General features: G+C 60.6%; 14 protein-coding genes and 1 pseudogene. 11 read left to right on the forward strand and 4 right to left on the reverse strand.

Annotation, left to right across the window (positions count from 1 at the left end; all coding sequences use genetic code 11):
• Positions 1-44 precede the first annotated feature (44 nt).
• Positions 45-1,244 (reverse strand): YbfB/YjiJ family MFS transporter, encoded by a 1,200-nt coding sequence (locus AC0ZWN_RS08660; RefSeq protein ID WP_460127859.1) that lies wholly within the window; start codon positions 1,242-1,244, stop codon positions 45-47.
• A 111-nt stretch (positions 1,245-1,355) separates the two neighbouring features.
• On the opposite strand from AC0ZWN_RS08660, the gene AC0ZWN_RS08665 reads away from it, so the two are divergent.
• Positions 1,356-2,231, forward strand: coding sequence for a LysR family transcriptional regulator (locus AC0ZWN_RS08665; protein WP_093439341.1), 876 nt, complete (start codon positions 1,356-1,358; stop codon positions 2,229-2,231).
• 249 nt (positions 2,232-2,480) lie between these two features.
• Positions 2,481-2,876, forward strand: a complete 396-nt coding sequence (locus AC0ZWN_RS08670) for a hypothetical protein (RefSeq protein ID WP_476334715.1) — start codon at positions 2,481-2,483, stop codon at positions 2,874-2,876.
• 49 nt (positions 2,877-2,925) lie between these two features.
• Here the strand turns inward: AC0ZWN_RS08670 and AC0ZWN_RS08675 are convergent, their stop codons facing one another.
• A complete protein-coding gene (locus tag AC0ZWN_RS08675) occupies positions 2,926-3,648 on the reverse strand; it encodes a pirin family protein (protein WP_093439338.1) in 723 nt (240 codons plus the stop codon).
• 215 nt (positions 3,649-3,863) lie between these two features.
• Here AC0ZWN_RS08675 and AC0ZWN_RS08680 point away from each other — a divergent pair, with 215 nt between their 5' ends.
• Both AC0ZWN_RS08680 and AC0ZWN_RS08685 read left to right on the forward strand, forming a co-directional pair.
• On the forward strand, positions 3,864-4,814 hold the full coding sequence (locus AC0ZWN_RS08680) for a GlxA family transcriptional regulator (protein ID WP_093439335.1): 951 nt from the start codon (positions 3,864-3,866) through the stop codon (positions 4,812-4,814).
• Between the two features lie 90 nt (positions 4,815-4,904).
• Complete coding sequence (locus AC0ZWN_RS08685; RefSeq protein WP_476334716.1) at positions 4,905-6,362, forward strand: ATP-binding protein; 1,458 nt, start codon at positions 4,905-4,907, stop codon at positions 6,360-6,362.
• On the opposite strand, the gene AC0ZWN_RS08690 is transcribed toward AC0ZWN_RS08685, so the two are convergent.
• On the reverse strand, positions 6,339-9,227 hold the full coding sequence (locus tag AC0ZWN_RS08690; protein WP_476334717.1) for an ATP-binding protein: 2,889 nt from the start codon (positions 9,225-9,227) through the stop codon (positions 6,339-6,341). The two genes, AC0ZWN_RS08685 and AC0ZWN_RS08690, sit on opposite strands and share 24 nt — an antisense overlap.
• Before the next feature lie 125 nt (positions 9,228-9,352).
• Positions 9,353-9,784 carry a helix-turn-helix domain-containing protein gene (locus tag AC0ZWN_RS08695; protein ID WP_093439325.1) on the reverse strand — a complete coding sequence of 144 codons (432 nt, stop codon included), beginning with the start codon at positions 9,782-9,784 and terminating at the stop codon, positions 9,353-9,355.
• 248 nt (positions 9,785-10,032) lie between these two features.
• Between AC0ZWN_RS08695 and AC0ZWN_RS08700 the strand changes: the two genes are divergently transcribed.
• The 7 genes and pseudogenes from AC0ZWN_RS08700 (at position 10,033) to ycaC (ending at position 16,553) form a co-directional block, all read left to right on the forward strand.
• Positions 10,033-11,013, forward strand: a complete 981-nt coding sequence (locus AC0ZWN_RS08700) for an MBL fold metallo-hydrolase (protein WP_476334718.1) — start codon at positions 10,033-10,035, stop codon at positions 11,011-11,013.
• 54 nt (positions 11,014-11,067) lie between these two features.
• Positions 11,068-11,991, forward strand: a complete 924-nt coding sequence (locus AC0ZWN_RS08705) for a LysR family transcriptional regulator (RefSeq protein ID WP_093439319.1) — start codon at positions 11,068-11,070, stop codon at positions 11,989-11,991.
• Between the two features lie 445 nt (positions 11,992-12,436).
• Positions 12,437-12,726, forward strand: a pseudogene (locus tag AC0ZWN_RS08710) (DUF6124 family protein); the annotation flags it as partial.
• 214 nt (positions 12,727-12,940) lie between these two features.
• Complete coding sequence (locus tag AC0ZWN_RS08715) at positions 12,941-13,354, forward strand: DoxX family protein (RefSeq protein ID WP_476334719.1); 414 nt, start codon at positions 12,941-12,943, stop codon at positions 13,352-13,354.
• Positions 13,347-13,973: an antibiotic biosynthesis monooxygenase gene (locus tag AC0ZWN_RS08720; protein WP_093439313.1), complete on the forward strand. Its 627-nt coding sequence runs from the start codon at positions 13,347-13,349 to the stop codon at positions 13,971-13,973. The genes AC0ZWN_RS08715 and AC0ZWN_RS08720 overlap by 8 nt, the downstream gene beginning before the upstream one ends.
• Positions 13,974-14,016: 43 nt before the next feature.
• A complete protein-coding gene (locus AC0ZWN_RS08725) occupies positions 14,017-15,855 on the forward strand; it encodes an amidohydrolase (protein WP_099758574.1) in 1,839 nt (612 codons plus the stop codon).
• A gap of 74 nt (positions 15,856-15,929) precedes the next feature.
• The gene (gene ycaC, locus AC0ZWN_RS08730; protein ID WP_007913541.1) at positions 15,930-16,553 is read left to right on the forward strand and encodes an isochorismate family cysteine hydrolase YcaC; all 624 of its coding nucleotides are present in this window, start codon (positions 15,930-15,932) and stop codon (positions 16,551-16,553) included.
• Positions 16,554-16,844 lie beyond the last annotated feature (291 nt).

Below are 16,844 nucleotides of genomic sequence, written 5' to 3' on the forward strand. Positions count from 1 at the left end.
TAAGTTCTGTAGATGGGAGCGTGCTGTGCAAGCAATGATTCCCTTCAATTTGCACAGCAGCGCGACTCAGTAGGGGCGGGCAGCCATTTCATGGCTTGCTCCAGCAGCAGCGCCACGACGATTGCGCCAGCGGCAATGACGAACAACAGCGCGTGATGACCGCCGCTGGCATTGAACAGCGCTGAATAGGCAAATCCGGCCAGCGCCTGAAAGGTGGCGAATGACACCGTGGCACGGCTCCAGGCGATCTGCTGGCGATGATGTTCCGGCACCAGCTCATGCACTCGCGCCAGAGCCAGCGGCACAATGCCGGGCGGAAATGAACCGAGAATCACCGCCAGCAACGCCAGCGCCAGAAACGAGTGAGTCATTGCCAGCAACCCAAGGGCAATCGCCTGCACCACCAGCACCAGGCGAATGCCGGAACGTGCGCCAAGCTTATCGGCAAGAAAGCCATAACTCACCGGGCCGACAATTGCGCCCAAACCGTACATCACCCAGATCAGCGCGCCGATATGCGCCCCGGCACCGAGTCCACGCGCCACGTAATCCACCAGAAACACCATGGCCGGCACCAGGCCGGCGGCCATGAAGGCGTATTGGGCGAACAGCAAATACACACCGCGCGGTGTCGGTTCAACGGGCGCCTTTTCCTGCGCAGCCTGTGGGTGCGGGAAATCGGACGGCCAGCCGAACCAGCTCAGCGCCGTCAGCAACAAAGCCAAAGCCCCCAGGCCCAGCCATGTCGCTTGCAAACCGAGGCTCAACAGCGGCGGCACCAGCGTCCCGGAACCGGCAATGCCAAGACCGATGCCGAGAAAGATCGCGCCACTGGCCAGCCCTTTACGCGCCGGCGGAACATGCGGCAGAACTGTCGCGGCTACCAGCACCATGATCGCACCGCCGGCAATCCCCGACAGCAGTCGCCAGCCGAAGAACCAGCTCACCGACAACGGAAACGCGCAGGCAAAAAATGCCGCCGTGACCACCAGCATCATCAATCGCAAGGCATTTTTATTGCCGAGCTGGCGCGCTGTCGGCCGGCCGAGCAGAGCGCCGATCAGGTAGCCCACCAGATTGGCCGCACCGAGGTAGACCACATCGTTGGCGCTGAACCACTGCGCCTCAATCAGCGAAGGGATCAATGGGGTGTAAGCGAAACGCGCCAGCCCGATGCTGACCAGGCTGGCGCAGAGGCCGGCGAAAATCGGCAGCCAGATACCGGTGGAGGTTGAAGTGCGCATGATAGCGATCTCGCGGAAGGTTTATGGCGTTCAGCATATCGGCTATTGTTGCTGCGTTAATGCAGCGATTTAGCGTTGCTGCGATGCGAATTTGCATCACTTGGAGGCAGCATGAATTGGGATGACGCACGGGTATTTCTGGCCGTTTGCCGCGAGTCGACGCTACGTGGCGCTGCACGGGTTTTGGGGGTGGATCAGGCCACTGTCGGGCGACGGATCACGGCGCTGGAAAAGTCCCTGAGCGCTACGTTGTTCCTGCGCACCTCCGACGGCTACGCGTTGACCGCTGTCGGTGAGGCGGCGCTCAGGAGTGTGGAGAAAATGGAGCATTCGGCACTGGAGCTGGAGCGGCAGATTCAGGGCCTGGATGATCGCCTGACCGGCACGGTGCGCGTCAGTACCACGGATTCGCTGGCGATCGACTTTCTGATCCCGGCCATCGCCCGTTTGCACGAGCAGCACCCGGACGTACGAGTGCAACTGGACGCGTCCACGCAGATCCTCAGCCTGGCCAAGCGCGAGGCGGATATCGCGGTGCGCAACACCCGGCCGGACAATCCTGATCTGATCGCTCGGCGAATCGCCCGATGGCCGGTGGGCCTGTTCGCCTCTCAGGCCTATATAGACGCCAATGGCGTGCCGCAACCGGACACAGCGTTTGAGGGGCATGATCTGGTGGTCTATCAACCGTATCTGCAAAGCAAAAAGGACCTGACCCTGGTGTCGGAGCCGCTAAGTCGCGGTCGCATCGTCGCCAGCCTCAGTTCCAGTTTGCTCGTCCGCCGGTCAATTGCCGCAGGGTTGGGTGTAGGAGAAATCCCGGTGTACATGGGCGAGCGCGATGGCCTGATCAGGCTCTGGCCGGAGCGCACTCGACCATTGCCGTACGAAGTGTGGTTGGTGACCCACGCGGACTTGCGGCATACCGCGCGGGTGCGGGCGGTGATTGAGCAGATTGTCGACGTGTTCGCGTCGGAGAATGACTAGGCAGACGTTCTTTTGGCAGGGCTACAAGCTCTGACGAAACGGCCTACATCAGAGGCAGAATCTCCCGGCTTGTGAGGCGGTTGGATGGGGCCTATTGTTTCGTCATGTCGGTGAGGGGCGCAGGGCTCGCACTGATGTTGATACCAGGGACGGTATCGGTAAACCCAGGAAGGTGTCGAATTGAGAACCACGGAATTCAGTCAAAACCCAATCAGTGACCTTGCGAGCAAAGGTCGGAATACTCAAGCCATGAACGCTATCAGTCGTGAAGAATTCAATGCCAGGATAGAAACCATTGAGACCAGAATGGACGCTCGGTTCGAGGGTGTGTCGGAAAAAATCGAAGCTTATCTTTTGACTCAGGCGGAGAGAGACAAACGATACGATCTGATGTGGGACGGCGTACAACAAATCGCCGAAGACTCAAAAGAAGCCATCAAACATGCCTCGACAGTGAAGGCGCATTACTGGGCGACGACCGCCGTTCATTTTCTCGGAATGATCACCGTCGTCGTAGGGGCGCACTTTGCCAATCAAGCAGCGGTATTAACCACCTTGCAGACGACACTCGCCGCAATCCAGATCGGCAAGGATATAAGTGCACCAAGACCTGCTTCGCAACAAGCACCCGAATCACCACAATAGAAAACGGCCTTCAAAGAAGGCCGTTTTTCGTGAGCATTGAAACACCGCATCATGGCATTTCTGGCAACTCCTGCGGCCGCAAGTCGAACACCAGCACCTCGGCATCGACACCATTGCTCAAGGTCAGCAACTGTTCTTCGCGAACCCGTACGCCGTCACCTTCCTGCAAGGGCTGGCCATTGAGTTCAACACTGCCACGCGCCACATGCACGTAGGCATAACGGTTGGCTGGCAGCTCCAGCGTGGCAGTTTCTTTACCGTCGAACAGCCCGGCAAAGACTCGTGCGTCCTGACGCACTTTCAGCGAACCGCCGTTGCCGTCCGGCGAGATGATCAATTGCAGGCGACCGCGTTTTTTCTGTGCGCTGAAATGTTCCTGTTGATAACGCGGTTTGGCACCGCTGACTTCCGGCACGATCCAGATCTGCAGGAAATGCACCGGTTTGGTCGCCGAATGGTTGAACTCGCTGTGCGCTACGCCGCTGCCAGCACTCATCAGTTGCACATCGCCTGGGCGGATCACCGAACCGGTACCCAAGGTGTCTTTGTGTTCCAGTGCGCCTTCCAGCACGTAGGAAAAGATCTCCATGTCGCGATGCGGGTGTTGGCCGAAGCCTTTGCCGGCAGCGACGCGGTCATCGTTAATCACCAGCAGATCGGAAAAACCCTGCTCACGCGGGTCACGGTAGCTGGCAAAGGAAAAGGTGTGAAAGGACTTCAACCAGCCATGATTGGCGAGGCCACGATCGGAGGCTTTGCGAAGGGTCAGCATGATGAAATCTCCTTGCGGGACGTGAATTCGTCCGAGTGAGGAGAAGGTTACTGTTTACTGTACTGCGCAATAAGTAGATGAAAATTGAAAGACTGTCCCTGTCAGGTTGACAGTTTTGCGATAGCCTTCACACAAAACTTTTGCGCTCAAACGGCTACAGTTGGCCATAATGTCTGGTCCGTATCATGTCTCTCTGATTGAAGTGATGTCTTCCCATGAAAACCGTGGCAATGGTGCTGTTTCCCGACTTTCTTCTGCTCGACATGGCCGGGCCATTGGAGGTTTTTTCGGTTGCCAATCGCTACCTGAAACCCGATGCGCATTATCAATTGATCACCCTTGGCACCGAAGAGGGCCCGCTGCGGGCCTCCAATGGTGTGATGGTGCAGGCCGACCGGATCATTGGCGACGACACCGAGCGTTATGATTTGCTGCTGGTGCCGGGAGGCCCCGGTGCCTACAACCAGCAGTTCCCGTCGTTGTTTGCCTGGCTCAAAGACGCAGTCCGGCGCGTCGAGTACTTCGGATCTATCTGCACTGGTGCTTTTGTCCTGGGGCACGCCGGTTTGCTTGACGGTTACCGTGTAACCACGCACTGGAACTACACCGAGCGCCTGATCAAGGGGTTCCCGAAAGCCCATGTCACGACTGATCAGATCTATGTCGAGGATCGCAACCTGATCACCTCGGGAGGCGTTACGGCGGGGATCGATATGGCGCTGGCTGTGATCGCCCGCGATCACGGCAAGAAGCTCGCGCAGGATGTGGCCAAAGTCCTGCTGGTGGTGATGAAACGCCAGGGCGGGCAGGCGCAGTTCAGCCCGTTGATGGCTGCCGTGGCACCGCAGGAAACGCCGATTACCCGCGCGCAGAGTTACGTGCTGGAACACCTCGACGAAGCCTTCACGGTCGAGCGCATGGCGGCGATTGCCAATATGAGCGCGCGGCACTTCGCGCGGGTGTTCACCCGCGACATCAACATGACGCCGATGGAGTTTCTGCAAAGTGCGCGCATCGACTGCGCACGAAACTTGCTGGAAACCAGCGATCTGCCCCTTAAAACAGTGGCTTACAAAAGTGGTTTCGGCAGTGTGCGGCACATGCGTTCGCTGTTCGCTGAAAAGCTCGGCCTGACGCCCGCGCAATACCGCGAACAGTTCAGCTAGAGCGCTGTTGTCCGTCTGGCGCACCCGTATGTCCGAATTGAGTCTCGTGTAGCGGTTGTCGCGTCATCTGAGGCTGCCAAGATAGTTGGCATGGATAGCCTCATCGATTTGAACACGGCGTCGGTGCTGCATTTCGGCCCCTACGCCTTCCACCTGCGCCAACGGCTGATACTCGACGGAGATCGGCCTTTGCGCATGGGCGGTCGTGCGCTGGACATTTTGCAGGTGCTGGTCGAGCGTGCCGGGCGAGTGGTCAGGAAGGAGCAATTGATTGCCCTGGTTTGGCCAACGTCAGTGGTCGAGGAGATCAACCTGCGCGTGCACATCGCCGCGCTCAGGCGCGCCTTGGGTGACGGCGAAAACGGTCAGCGCTACATCGTTAACGTGCCGCAATGCGGTTACAGTTTTATCGCCCCGGTGCGCTGCGACAGCGTCGCGCAAGTGGCCTTCGAGGGGCTGCGAACACCCGAGCATAATCTGCCGGCGCGACTGACCCCGGTCGCCGGGCGCGACTCGCTGGTCGGCGGGCTGGTGCGGCAAATGCCGCTGTGTCGGCTGATGACCGTCACGGGCGCGGCTGGTGTGGGTAAATCCACTGTCGCGTTGCGGGTCGCGGAACTGCTGTTGCAGTACTACAGAGACGGCGTGTGGCAGATTGATCTGAGCTTGATCGACGACGACACACCGCTGCTCGATCAGGTGCTGGGCACCCTCGAAAGCGATTTGCCCGGACTGTCGACTCGCCATGCGTTGCTGCTGCTGGATAACTGTGACCACCGTCTCGCCGCTTGCCGGGCAGCGGTTGAAACGTTGCTTGAGGCCGCTCCCCGACTGTCGATTCTCGCCACCAGCCGCGAGGCCTTGCAGGTCGGTCTGGAAACCCTTCAGGGCGTGCCACCGCTGACCCTGCCGAAACGTTCCGCAGGCGATTGCATCACTGAAGCCATGGGCCATTCTGCGGTGCAGTTGTTTGTCAGCCGCGCTCGGGCGCGACAGCATGATTTCTGCTTGCGTGAACAGGATGTCAAAGCCGTCCTTCAGATATGTCGCCAACTCGACGGTTTACCGCTGGCGATCGAACTGGCGGCGGCGCAGATCGATGCCTTGGCATTGGTCGGCTTACAGGCGCAAATGAGCAATGGTCTGCAAGTGCTCAGCCATGGCCGGCGCACCGCGGTACCGCGGCATCAATCGATGCAGGCGGCACTCGACTGGAGCTATCAACGCTTGAGCGAGCAAGAGCAACGCGCGCTACAGCGGTTATCGGTGTTCAAAATGGCGTTTACCCTGGAGGCGGCACTGGCGGTGATCAGTTGCCCGCAACTCGCGTCGTCGCGGCTTGCTGCGATCATTGAAGGCCTGGCGTGCAAGTCATTGCTGGTGGCGGAGCGGGGCGGCAGCACAGGCCGATACCGAATGCTCCACACCACTCGCTGCTATGCGCGCAAGCAACTGGAGCGTTGCGGTGAAGGGATTGATCTTGAGCGCCGGCATACGCTCTATATCAACCGGATACGCCGGGCCTCAGGCGTGCCTGTGCTCGCGTAAATCGTCGATCAGCAGGCGCACCTTGCGCAAATCCGGGGTCGCGTAGCCCTCGGTGAAGCGCTGATAAATCGGCGTGAGCAAATCCAGCGCCTCTTGGCTGCGCGATTGGCGCTGCCAGAGTTGCGCCAGTGAGGTGGCACTGCGCAGTTCCCAGGCGAGCGCACCTTGGCTGCGGGCGATGGTCAGCGATTGTTGCAGGAGTGCTTCGGCTTCCTTGAGGGTCTCTTCGCGAGCAAGCTCGCTCTCACATGGGTTCCGAGTACACCCAAAATCCCTGTGGGAGCGAGCTTGCTCGCGAAGGGCCCCGTCCAGGCAATCCGGATCGTCTTTCAATAACGCAGCAGCCCGAGCCCGCAAAATCTCCGCCGTGCTCCATCCCGCATCACCACTCAGCGCTCGCTCAAACAGTGCGTCATCCACAAAGCGGTCATCCAGCGTCACCATGATTTCCCGAATCAGCCCACTGCTGTTCTTCGGCACGGGCGTGCTGGTTTGCGTGTCGATCACCTGCGCGTAATGTCGCGCCCACGTGTTGAACAGCAGCACCGAATGCTTCTGCGATTGTTCCAGCAGCAGTTGCAACAGCGCCCGGGCGTTCTGCTGATCGCCGTTGTAATGAGCGATCAGGCAACTGGCCAGTGCCAGGGTGTAACAAATCGAGGTGCCATGGTCGATCTGCACGGCAATATCCAGGGCCAGTCGCGCCGAATGCCACGCTTGCTCCGGCAATCCCTGCATCCATAGCACCCGCGCCAGCACCGTCAGCGACGCGACGCTCTGGTCGTATTGCACGCCAAAACCGTGGGTGAAGCGGTTGACGTGGCCGCTGTGTGCCATGCGCTGCAGCACCTGCTCGGCATGAATGCGCGCCTGCGGCTGGTCGCCGGCATAGTGCAGGGCCAGCACGCGTAAACGGTGGGTACTCAGTGACAATAACGGGTCGCCGTGCACGCCGAGGCGATCGAAGTGCTCACTCTGCGCCAGCGCTATGCGGTAGTGCCCGCAACTGAGGTTGACCGCCAGGTGTCCGGACACCGCGCGCAATTGCCCGGCGACGTCGTCGTGCTCAAGGGCCAACTGGCGAGCCTCGACGAACGCCTGGATGGTTTCCGGGGTGCCTCCCCACGTGTGATAACAGGCACTGCCGAGGGCCAGTTTCAGGGAGATTTTCAGACGCGGGCAGGGGTCGCCGAGTTCATCGAGCAGGCTCAGCGCCCGCCGCACATAGCCGCCATACTCCTTGAGCAGCGACAACTCTTGCCACAGGGGCGCCGACGCTGCTGTCAGGCGAATCCCCAGACTATCCGGGCTGACACCGTTCAGGCTCCAGTCCAGCGCCGCGCGCAGGTCTTCCAGCCCTCGGGCGTAACGCTCGATCCACAAAGCCGTCGGCGTCATTTCCCAATCGCTTTGCGCCTGTTGCATCAATGCCAGGCAGCGTTCGGCATGGCGTTCGCGGGTTTCTTCGCATTCGGCGGCGTGCTCGAGTTTTTCCAGTGCATAGCGGCGGGTCGTGTCGAGCAGACGATAGAACACCTCTTCGTCACCGACTTCGACGCTGAGCAGGGATTTCGCCACCAGTTGCGTGATCGACACACACACTGCACCGGGATCGATCTGTTGGCCGACGATGACGGCCGCCGCCGACTCCAGGGTAAACCCTCCGCAAAACACGCTCAGACGGCGCAGGCAGGTTTGTTCGCACCGGTCGAGCAGGTTGAAGCTCCAGTCCAGCGTGGCGCGCAGAGTAAGGTGTCGCTCAAGACTGCTTTGATTACCCGCTGCCAGCGGTGGCAAACGGCCCTGCAGTTGGCTCAGCAAACCTTCCAGGCCCAGTTCGGCGACCTGCGCTGCCGCCAGCTCCAGCGCCAGAGGAATACCGTCGAGTCGGTGGCAGATTTCGATTGCTTGCGGCAACTGCGCATCGCTCAGTTCAAAGCTTTCCTGCGCGGCCGTGGCCCGTTCGATGAACAGTTGCAGCGCCGAATAATCCAGCGCTTGCTGACGATTCAATGTCGCGTTCATCAATGGGTATTCGAGCGAATCGAGACGCTGCACGAATTCGCCTTCCGCCCGCAGGCTCTCGCGGCTGGTGGCGAGGATATGCACCTTCGGCGCGCCGCGCAGAATGCTTTCGCTGAGCATCGCGACGGCATCGATCAGATGTTCGCAGTTGTCGAGCAGTAACAGCATCTGTCGCTGTTGCAGGCCATTGACCAGCGCCGCCAGCGGATCGCCTTCGGGGAGTGCCAGATCGAGCAGGGCGGCCAGGTGTGAGCAAATCAGCCGTGGATCGTTGAGCGGTGCCAGGTCCACCAGCCGAATACCGTCGCGGTAATGCCCGATCAACTGCTCGGCCACGCGCAAGGCCACCGTGGTCTTGCCGATCCCGCCGGGGCCGACCAGGGTGATGCAGCGTTGGCGCGGTAACTGCGTCATCAAACTGTCGACGAGCGCCTGGCGACCGAGCATCCGCGTGCGCCGCAAGGGCAAATTGTGCCGACCGCCAGCATCGCCCACAGGACGCTCCTCCATGGATTGCGGTAGAACCGGGGCGACGAAACTGTAACCGCGTTGCGCCACGGTGATGATGTAACGCTGGCCGGCCTGACCGTCACCGAGGGCTTTGCGCAGTGCCGCCATGTGCACCCGCAGGTTGATGTCCTCGACCACGCTGTCCGGCCAGACCCCGGCCATCAGTTGCTGCTTGCTCACCACTTCGCCGGCATGGGCCAGCAGAATCAGGAGGATGTCCATCGCCCGTCGGCCCAGGCGCAATGGCTGCTCGCCTTCGAGCACCAGGCGTTGGCCGGGATGAATCCGATAGGGGCCAAAACCGAGGGCCTGATTCGGGGAAAGACTCAACAGCTCACTCCTGCGGTGCTGCGGCGGACAGAGCGGAGTAGGGCCGGGCGGGTGCGCAGGCCTTCTATTCCGGGGTGTCCCGGCATAATCCTCAGGTTTGAGCGTCAGTGCAACGGGGGCCGCGATCAAAACATGGCGGGTTGTGAACGCTGGGCTTTGGGTTCACGCATGATCTGGCAGCGCCAGGCAAACGGATTAATGCCCTCGCTGCGGGTAAACATATGGCAGAAATGCGCCTGATCGCAGAACCCGCATTCCAGGCTGATTTGCGTCAGGCTCAGGTCGGTGTGCTGGATCAGCAGCTTGGCTCGCGCGAGACGCTGGGTGCGAATCCAGTCCTGCGGCGACACCCCGGTGCTGCATTTGAAGGCGCGGGAAAAGTGACTGCGCGACAGCGAGCAGGCGCGGGCCAGTTCGGTGACCTCGAGGCTTTCGCCGAGGCGTTCGAGGATCAGTTGTTTGACCTGTCGTTCGCGTTGCGGACTGAGTCCGCCGACCCCGGTCTTGCGTGGTTCGTTGGCAGGGGCAAGGGCGACGCTGTGCTGTAAGTGAGCCATGGCCAAAGTCCGTGTTGATGGGGAATGCACGGTCGGCGCATCCCCTCAGGTCAAAAAAACAACGCTGCGCAGAGGGTTTCATTGTTGGCCGAGGGCGGGAGGCTGACGAGTTAATCGTTGTTAATTCCAGCGCATTGGCCTGAACTCAGCACATCCCTGCAAGTCTGCGCCCCGCGGTTTGCGGCACGATGACTGCAAGCGTGGCGAACCGAGGGGGCGCCGCAATCGGCAGGTCCAAGGGGAATCAAATGAAAGGCATTTTCAAAGCGGCGGCGCTGACGTTTGCGCTGGCCACTTCCAGCGCGATGGCGCAGGCACCACAGCAGGGCACTCAGGCGCCGGGCTATTTCCGCCTGGCATTGGGGGATTACGAGGTCACCGCGTTGTTCGATGGCTACAACGACCTGTCGCCAAAGCTGTTGCAGGGCATGAGTCAAAGTCAGATCCGCGCACTGCTGGCACGCCGTTCGATTGAAACCCCGGGTGTCCAGACGGCGTTTAATGCCTTTCTGGTCAACACCGGCAAGCAACTGATTCTGGTCGACAGTGGCGCCGGGCAATGCATTGGCGCTACCGCCGGGCAGCTCGTGGCGAACATGCAGGCGGCCGGCTACCGGCCAGAGCAGGTTGATACGATCTTGCTGACGCACCTGCACCTTGATCATGTCTGTGGGCTGGTCGATGCACAGAAGCAAGCGTTGTTCACGCATGCCACGGTGTATGCCGCCAAGGCTGAAGCGGATTACTGGCTCGATCCGGCCGCGCTGGCCAAAGCTCCGGCCGGCGCCCGGGAGTTTTTCAAGATTGCCCAGGACTCCACCGCGCCCTACGTCGCCGTCGGGCGTTTCAAGACCTTCGCCGCGGGCCAGTCGCCGTTGCCGGGGTTAGTCGAAGCGACACTGGAAGCCGGACATACGCCGGGCAGCACCACCTACCGGTTCACCTCGCAGAATCAGAGCATCGTCTTCATGGGGGATCTGGTGCATAACCTGGCAGTGCAGTTTGAGCATCCGGAAGTGTCGATCGGCTTTGACGTCAACAGTGCGCAAGCGATCAACGCGCGTCAGGCAGTCTTCAGTGCGGCGGTCGCCAGCAAGACGTGGGTGACGGCGGCGCACCTGCCGTTCCCGGGCATCGGTCACATCACCGCGCAGGGCAAACATTTTCAGTGGGTGCCCGTGGAATACGGTCCCTACAAGCGCGCGGCCAAGGTGCCGTTAATCGAGTAAAGTGCGCAGCGCCCACCCGCAAAAGCAGCTGACACCGAAAAGGAAAACATGCCCATGAACCGTAACGATCTGCGTCGCGTCGACATGAACCTGCTGGTGATTTTCGAAGCGCTGATGTTCGAAAAGAACCTGACCCGCGTTGCCGAAAAGCTGTTCATGGGGCAACCGGCCGTCAGCGCGGCGTTGGGGCGTTTGCGTGATCTGTTCGACGATCCGTTACTGCTGCGCAACGGTCGCGGCATGGAGCCGACCGCGCGGGCGCTAGCGATTCTCAAAGAGCTGCAACCGGCGATGGACGTCATCTCTGGCGCGGTCAGCCGGGCCAAGGAGTTTGAACCGGCGAGCAGTTGCGACGTGTTTCGCATCGGCCTGTCGGACGACGCCGAATTCGGCCTGTTTCCGCCGTTGTTGCGTCAGCTTCAGCAAGAGGCGCCGGGGATTGTCGTGGTCGTGCGCCGCGCCAATTACTTGTTGATGCCGGCACTGTTGGCCTCTGGGGAAATCTCAGTGGGCGTCAGCTACACCACCGATCTGCCGGCCAACGCCAAGCGCAAGACATTGCGCGACATTCCCTGCAAAGTCCTGCGCGGCGACGACCGTCCCGGGCCGCTGACCCTCGACGAATACTGCGAGCGTCCGCATGCGATGGTGTCGTTCTCCGGCGACCTGAGCGGCAATATCGACATGGACCTGGCCAAGGTCGGTCGTACCCGCCGCGTGGTGTTGGGCGTGCCGCAATTCAGCGGCCTGCGCGCCTTGCTCGCCGGCACCGAGATGATCGCCACTGTGCCGGATTACGCCGCCTGCGCATTGGTGGAAGGTTGTGCGCTGCGCGCCGAAGATCCACCGTTCCCGATCGATGCGGCGCAATTGTCGATGGCCTGGAGCGGGGTGCATGACAACGATCCGGCGGAGAAATGGCTCAGGTCGCGGATCAGTCAGTTCATGGCGGCGCCGCTGAATATCCCGGCTAGCTGAATCCCTACGCCAATCTCAAATACAGCACTGATCCCTGTGGGAGCGAGTTTGCTCGCGAAGGCGTCGTATCAGTCGATAAATATTTCGAATGACACACCGCTTTCGCGAGCAAGCTCGCTCCCACATTGGGACGCCGTGATCCCTGAGTTGTTGGTGGTTTAAACATCGCCGTTTAAGCAACACCCTCAGACACTCTTTCAGGCTACGCAACCTTGCGCCTTTGCCTACAGCTACGCCAGAATCCGCCGGCTTGTGCGCTTGTGGTCGGGTCTCTATCGTTTGGTGGTCGCTGAAAACTCAGCGATCGGGTTTAGCGACTCGGACCAAAAAAAGTGCATCAGCGCTCCATGCTTCGTAGCAGGCTATCGTCTGCACTTCGCTATGGCGGCTGTATGCGGGAGACCTTCGGGTCTACCGGGTTGCCTTTTTACCGGTTCGCTAACCTGCATACGGTCGCCACCTCGACCACTACCTCCTGCCACCCGGCTCCACGCCACCGCCACGCCACCGCCACGCAGAACTCGCGGCATGTATGCCGTAACCGCCGACACCAAAGCCGAAGAACTGCTGACCGATGCCAGCGATACACTCGCCTCGGCCAAAACCATCGCCCAAGACGTCGCTCACCTGTTGCCCGCGCCGCAGCGCCGGGCGTTGTTGGGGATTGCGCAGTTGATCATGCTCGGTGAACTGGCGGTGAATCGGGTGCTGGATAACCTCGAAGCACCTGTCTGAACCCATTCCCTGTGGGAGCGAGCTTGCTCGCGAAGGCGTCGGGTCAGTTATAAATACTTTGAATGACACGCTGCTTTCGCGAGCAAGCTCGCTCCCACAGGGGGCTGCGGTGCTCCAAGAATTTTGGAATGCCGTAGAACTGAGCACACCCATCCAATTTCCTCCCGACCATCATTGGCATGATTCCAGCCAATGACATTTCAAGGGTCGGGTCATGAATGCCTCAACAGATGAACAGGCACGCGACATCGGTTTGCTGTTCCTGCGGGTCAGCGGCGGGTTGTTTCTGCTGTGCGTCCACGGCTTGCCCAAGCTGCTGGATTTCACCGCGCAACTGCAACTGATCGAAGACCCGTTCCACCTCGGTGCCCACCTCACCCTGATCCTGGCGATCTTCGCCGAAGTCCTCTGTCCACTACTGATCGTCGCCGGGGTGCTGGCGCGATTGGCGTGCTTGCCTATTCTCTTTGTGCTGCTGGTGGCACTGCTGGTCGTGCATCCGCAATGGAGTGTGGCTGAAGGGCAGTTCGGCTGGTTGCTGTTGATCCTGTTTACCACTGTGTTGATCGCCGGGCCGGGACGGCTGGTGATTCCTGTTCGTTTGCCCGGAGTGCTGCGTTATGCCTGAAGTCCTCGATCCACAAACGCCGGGGGCCGATGAGACGGTCACGCTGATCATCAAGCACCGGGTCAAGGCCGGTTTCGAGTCAGCGTATGAGGCCTGGCTGCGCAATATCGTCCGCGTCGCGAGCCAGCGTGAAGGCCATTTGGGCGTGGACGTGGTGCGCGGCAAGCGCGGGCGTCTCGATTTCTACACTTGCGTGCTGCGTTTCAGCTCCACTGAAGCGATGCAGGGGTGGCTGGAGTCGCCGCAGCGTCAGGCACTGGTCGCCGAAGCGGCGCCGATGCTGGCTGACGGCGATCAGACTGAAGTCGCGCCGATCAAAGAGTTCTGGTTTACACCACTGGCCGATGCCGCTTCGCCGCCGCCGCGCTGGAAGCAAGCGGTCGTCACGTTGCTGGTGATTCTGCCGCACACCTTGCTCGTGCCGCTGATCTGGGGACCGCTGCTGGCGCTGCATCCGATTCTTTCCAACTACGTGGTGGCCACGTTCCTGATCACCCTGACCATCGTTCTGTCGGTGGTGTACGTGGTGATGCCGCCGGTAACCCGTTTGTTTACACCGTGGCTCGAAGCCAGCCAAGCCCATGAACACCTCGATTCCCAAGAAACCTCGCCACGCTGAGCGCGCGGGGTTTGCTCCTTTTCACTTTGCTTGAGGAACTGCGATGAGCGCCGATCTGATTTTATTCAATGGCCAGTTTCATACCGTAGACCGCACCAAACCGCTGGCCAGTGCCGTGGCCATCACCGACGGCCGCTTCGTGGTCGTTGGCAACGACAACCAGGCCATGGCCTTGCGCGGGCCGAACACGCAAGTGGTCGATATGCATGGCCGCTGCGTTATTCCGGGTCTCAACGACTCGCACTTGCACTTGATCCGTGGCGGTTTGAACTACAACCTCGAACTGCGCTGGGAAGGCGTGCCGTCGCTGGCCGACGCGCTGCGCATGCTCAAGGATCAGGCTGACCGCACGCCAACCCCGCAATGGGTGCGCGTGGTCGGTGGCTGGAACGAATTCCAGTTTGCTGAAAAACGCATGCCGACCCTCGAAGAAATCAACCAGGCCGCGCCGGACACACCAGTGTTCATCCTGCACCTGTATGACCGTGCGCTACTCAATCGCGCCGCCCTGCGCGTGGCCGGCTACACCCGCGACACGCCGAACCCGCCGGGTGGCGAGATCGTTCGCGATGCCAACGGCAATCCGACCGGCATGCTGGTCGCGCGGCCTAACGCGATGATCCTCTACTCGACGCTGGCCAAGGGGCCGAAGCTGCCGCTGGAATATCAGGTCAACTCGACCCGCCAGTTCATGCGCGAACTCAATCGCCTCGGCCTGACCAGCGCGATCGATGCCGGCGGCGGTTTCCAGAACTACCCGGACGATTATCAGGTGATCGAACAACTGGCCAAAGACGACCAGTTGACCGTGCGCATCGCCTACAACCTGTTCACCCAGAAACCGAAAGAAGAGCTGAGCGATTTCCAGAACTGGACCGGCAGCGTCAAGTTGCATCAGGGCGATGACTTCCTGCGCCACAACGGCGCCGGCGAAATGCTGGTGTTCTCGGCAGCCGATTTCGAAGACTTCCTCGAACCGCGCCCGGACCTGCCGCAGACAATGGAGGAGGAGCTGGAGCCGGTGGTGCGCCACTTGGTCGAACAGCGCTGGCCGTTCCGTTTGCACGCGACCTACAACGAGTCGATCAGCCGCATGCTCGACGTGTTCGAGAAGGTCAATCGCGACATTCCGTTCAACGGTTTGCCGTGGTTCTTCGACCACGCTGAAACCATCACCCCGCAAAACATCGAACGGGTGAAAGCACTGGGCGGCGGCATTGCGATTCAGGATCGCATGGCGTTCCAGGGCGAATACTTTGTCGACCGTTACGGCAAACAAGCCGCCGAGGCGACACCACCGATCAAACGCATGCTCGCCGAAGGTGTTCCGGTCGGCGCCGGCACCGATGCCACGCGCGTTTCCAGTTACAACCCGTGGACGTCGCTGTACTGGATGGTCAGCGGTCGCACCGTCGGCGGTCTGGCCTTGTACGAAGAAGGTCTGCCGCGCGCCACCGCGCTGGAACTGTTCACCCACGGCAGCGCCTGGTTCTCCTCGGAGCAGGGCAAGAAAGGCCAGATCAAGGTCGGGCAACTGGCGGATCTTGCGGCGCTGAGCGCGGACTTCTTCCATGTCGAGGAAGAAGCAATCAAGTGGATCGAATCGGTCATGACCGTGGTCGGCGGCAAGATTGTCTACGCGGCCGGCGACTTCGAAGACCTCGGCCCACGCTCGATTCCAGTGCTGCCGGACTGGTCGCCGGTGGTCAAAGTCCCGGGCCACTGGCGGCCAAATTCGCCGTTGCAGGCGCAGGTTCATCAGTGCAGCGGGCCGTGTGCGGTGCACACCCACAGCCATGAAAAGGCGCGGATGTCGAACGCACCGGTCAGCGACTTCGCCGGTTTCTGGGGCGCGTTCGGCTGTTCCTGCTTCGCTTTCTGATTTCCCCTGAAGCGCCGGCCATCCGGTCGGCGCTTCACGCTTCATCCATCCATCCGTCCATCAGGAGTTTTCCCATGAGCGTTCCTTACACACGTCTGAACAAAGATGATGCGGTTGTATTGCTGGTCGATCACCAGACCGGTCTGATCTCGCTGGTCCAGGATTTCACTCCGAACGAATTCAAGAACAACGTGCTGGCGCTGGGCGACATCGCCAAGTTCTTCAAGCTGCCGACCATCCTTACCACCAGTTTCGACGCAGGCCCGAACGGCCCGATCGTGCCTGAACTGCGCGAGCAGTTCCCGGATGCGCCGTTCATTCAGCGCCCGGGCCAGATCAATGCGTGGGACAACGAAGATTTCGTCAAAGCGATCAAGGCAACCGGTCGCAAGCAACTGATCATCGCCGGTGTGGTGACTGACGTTTGCGTGGCGTTCCCGACCTTGTCAGCGATTGCTGAAGGCTATGAAGTGTTTGTGGTGACTGACTCTTCCGGCACCTTCAACACCACCGTGCAACAAGCGGCGTGGGCGCGTATGTCGGCAGCGGGTGCCCACCTGCTGAACTGGTTCTCGGTGGCGTGCGAGCTGCAGGGTGACTGGCGTAACGACATGGAAGGTTTGGCGCATTTGCTGTCGGAGCGTCTGCCTAACTATCGCAATTTGATCAACAGCTATACCAAGTTCACTGCCAAGTAATCGGCTGATCCTGAAAAGCCCCTCACCCTAACCCTCTCCCGGAGGGAGAGGGGACTGACCGAGGGGCTCTTTCGAGGTACGCCGACGTGCAATACCGAGCCGAACTTCAGTTTTGAACAGCTTGAAGATCGGCTTCCTTATCCTCTGAGGTCTTGGGGAGAGGGGACTGACCGAGGTGGTCTCTCGGGATATGCACCGACGGGGAATCGAGTCGAACTCCGTACTTGAAGCAAACGGAGATCGGCTCCCTTTCCCCCTCGCCCCCTTGGGGGAGAGGGCTGGGGTGAGGGG

The organism is Pseudomonas sp. 3B-A001-10F (genome assembly GCF_056313565.1).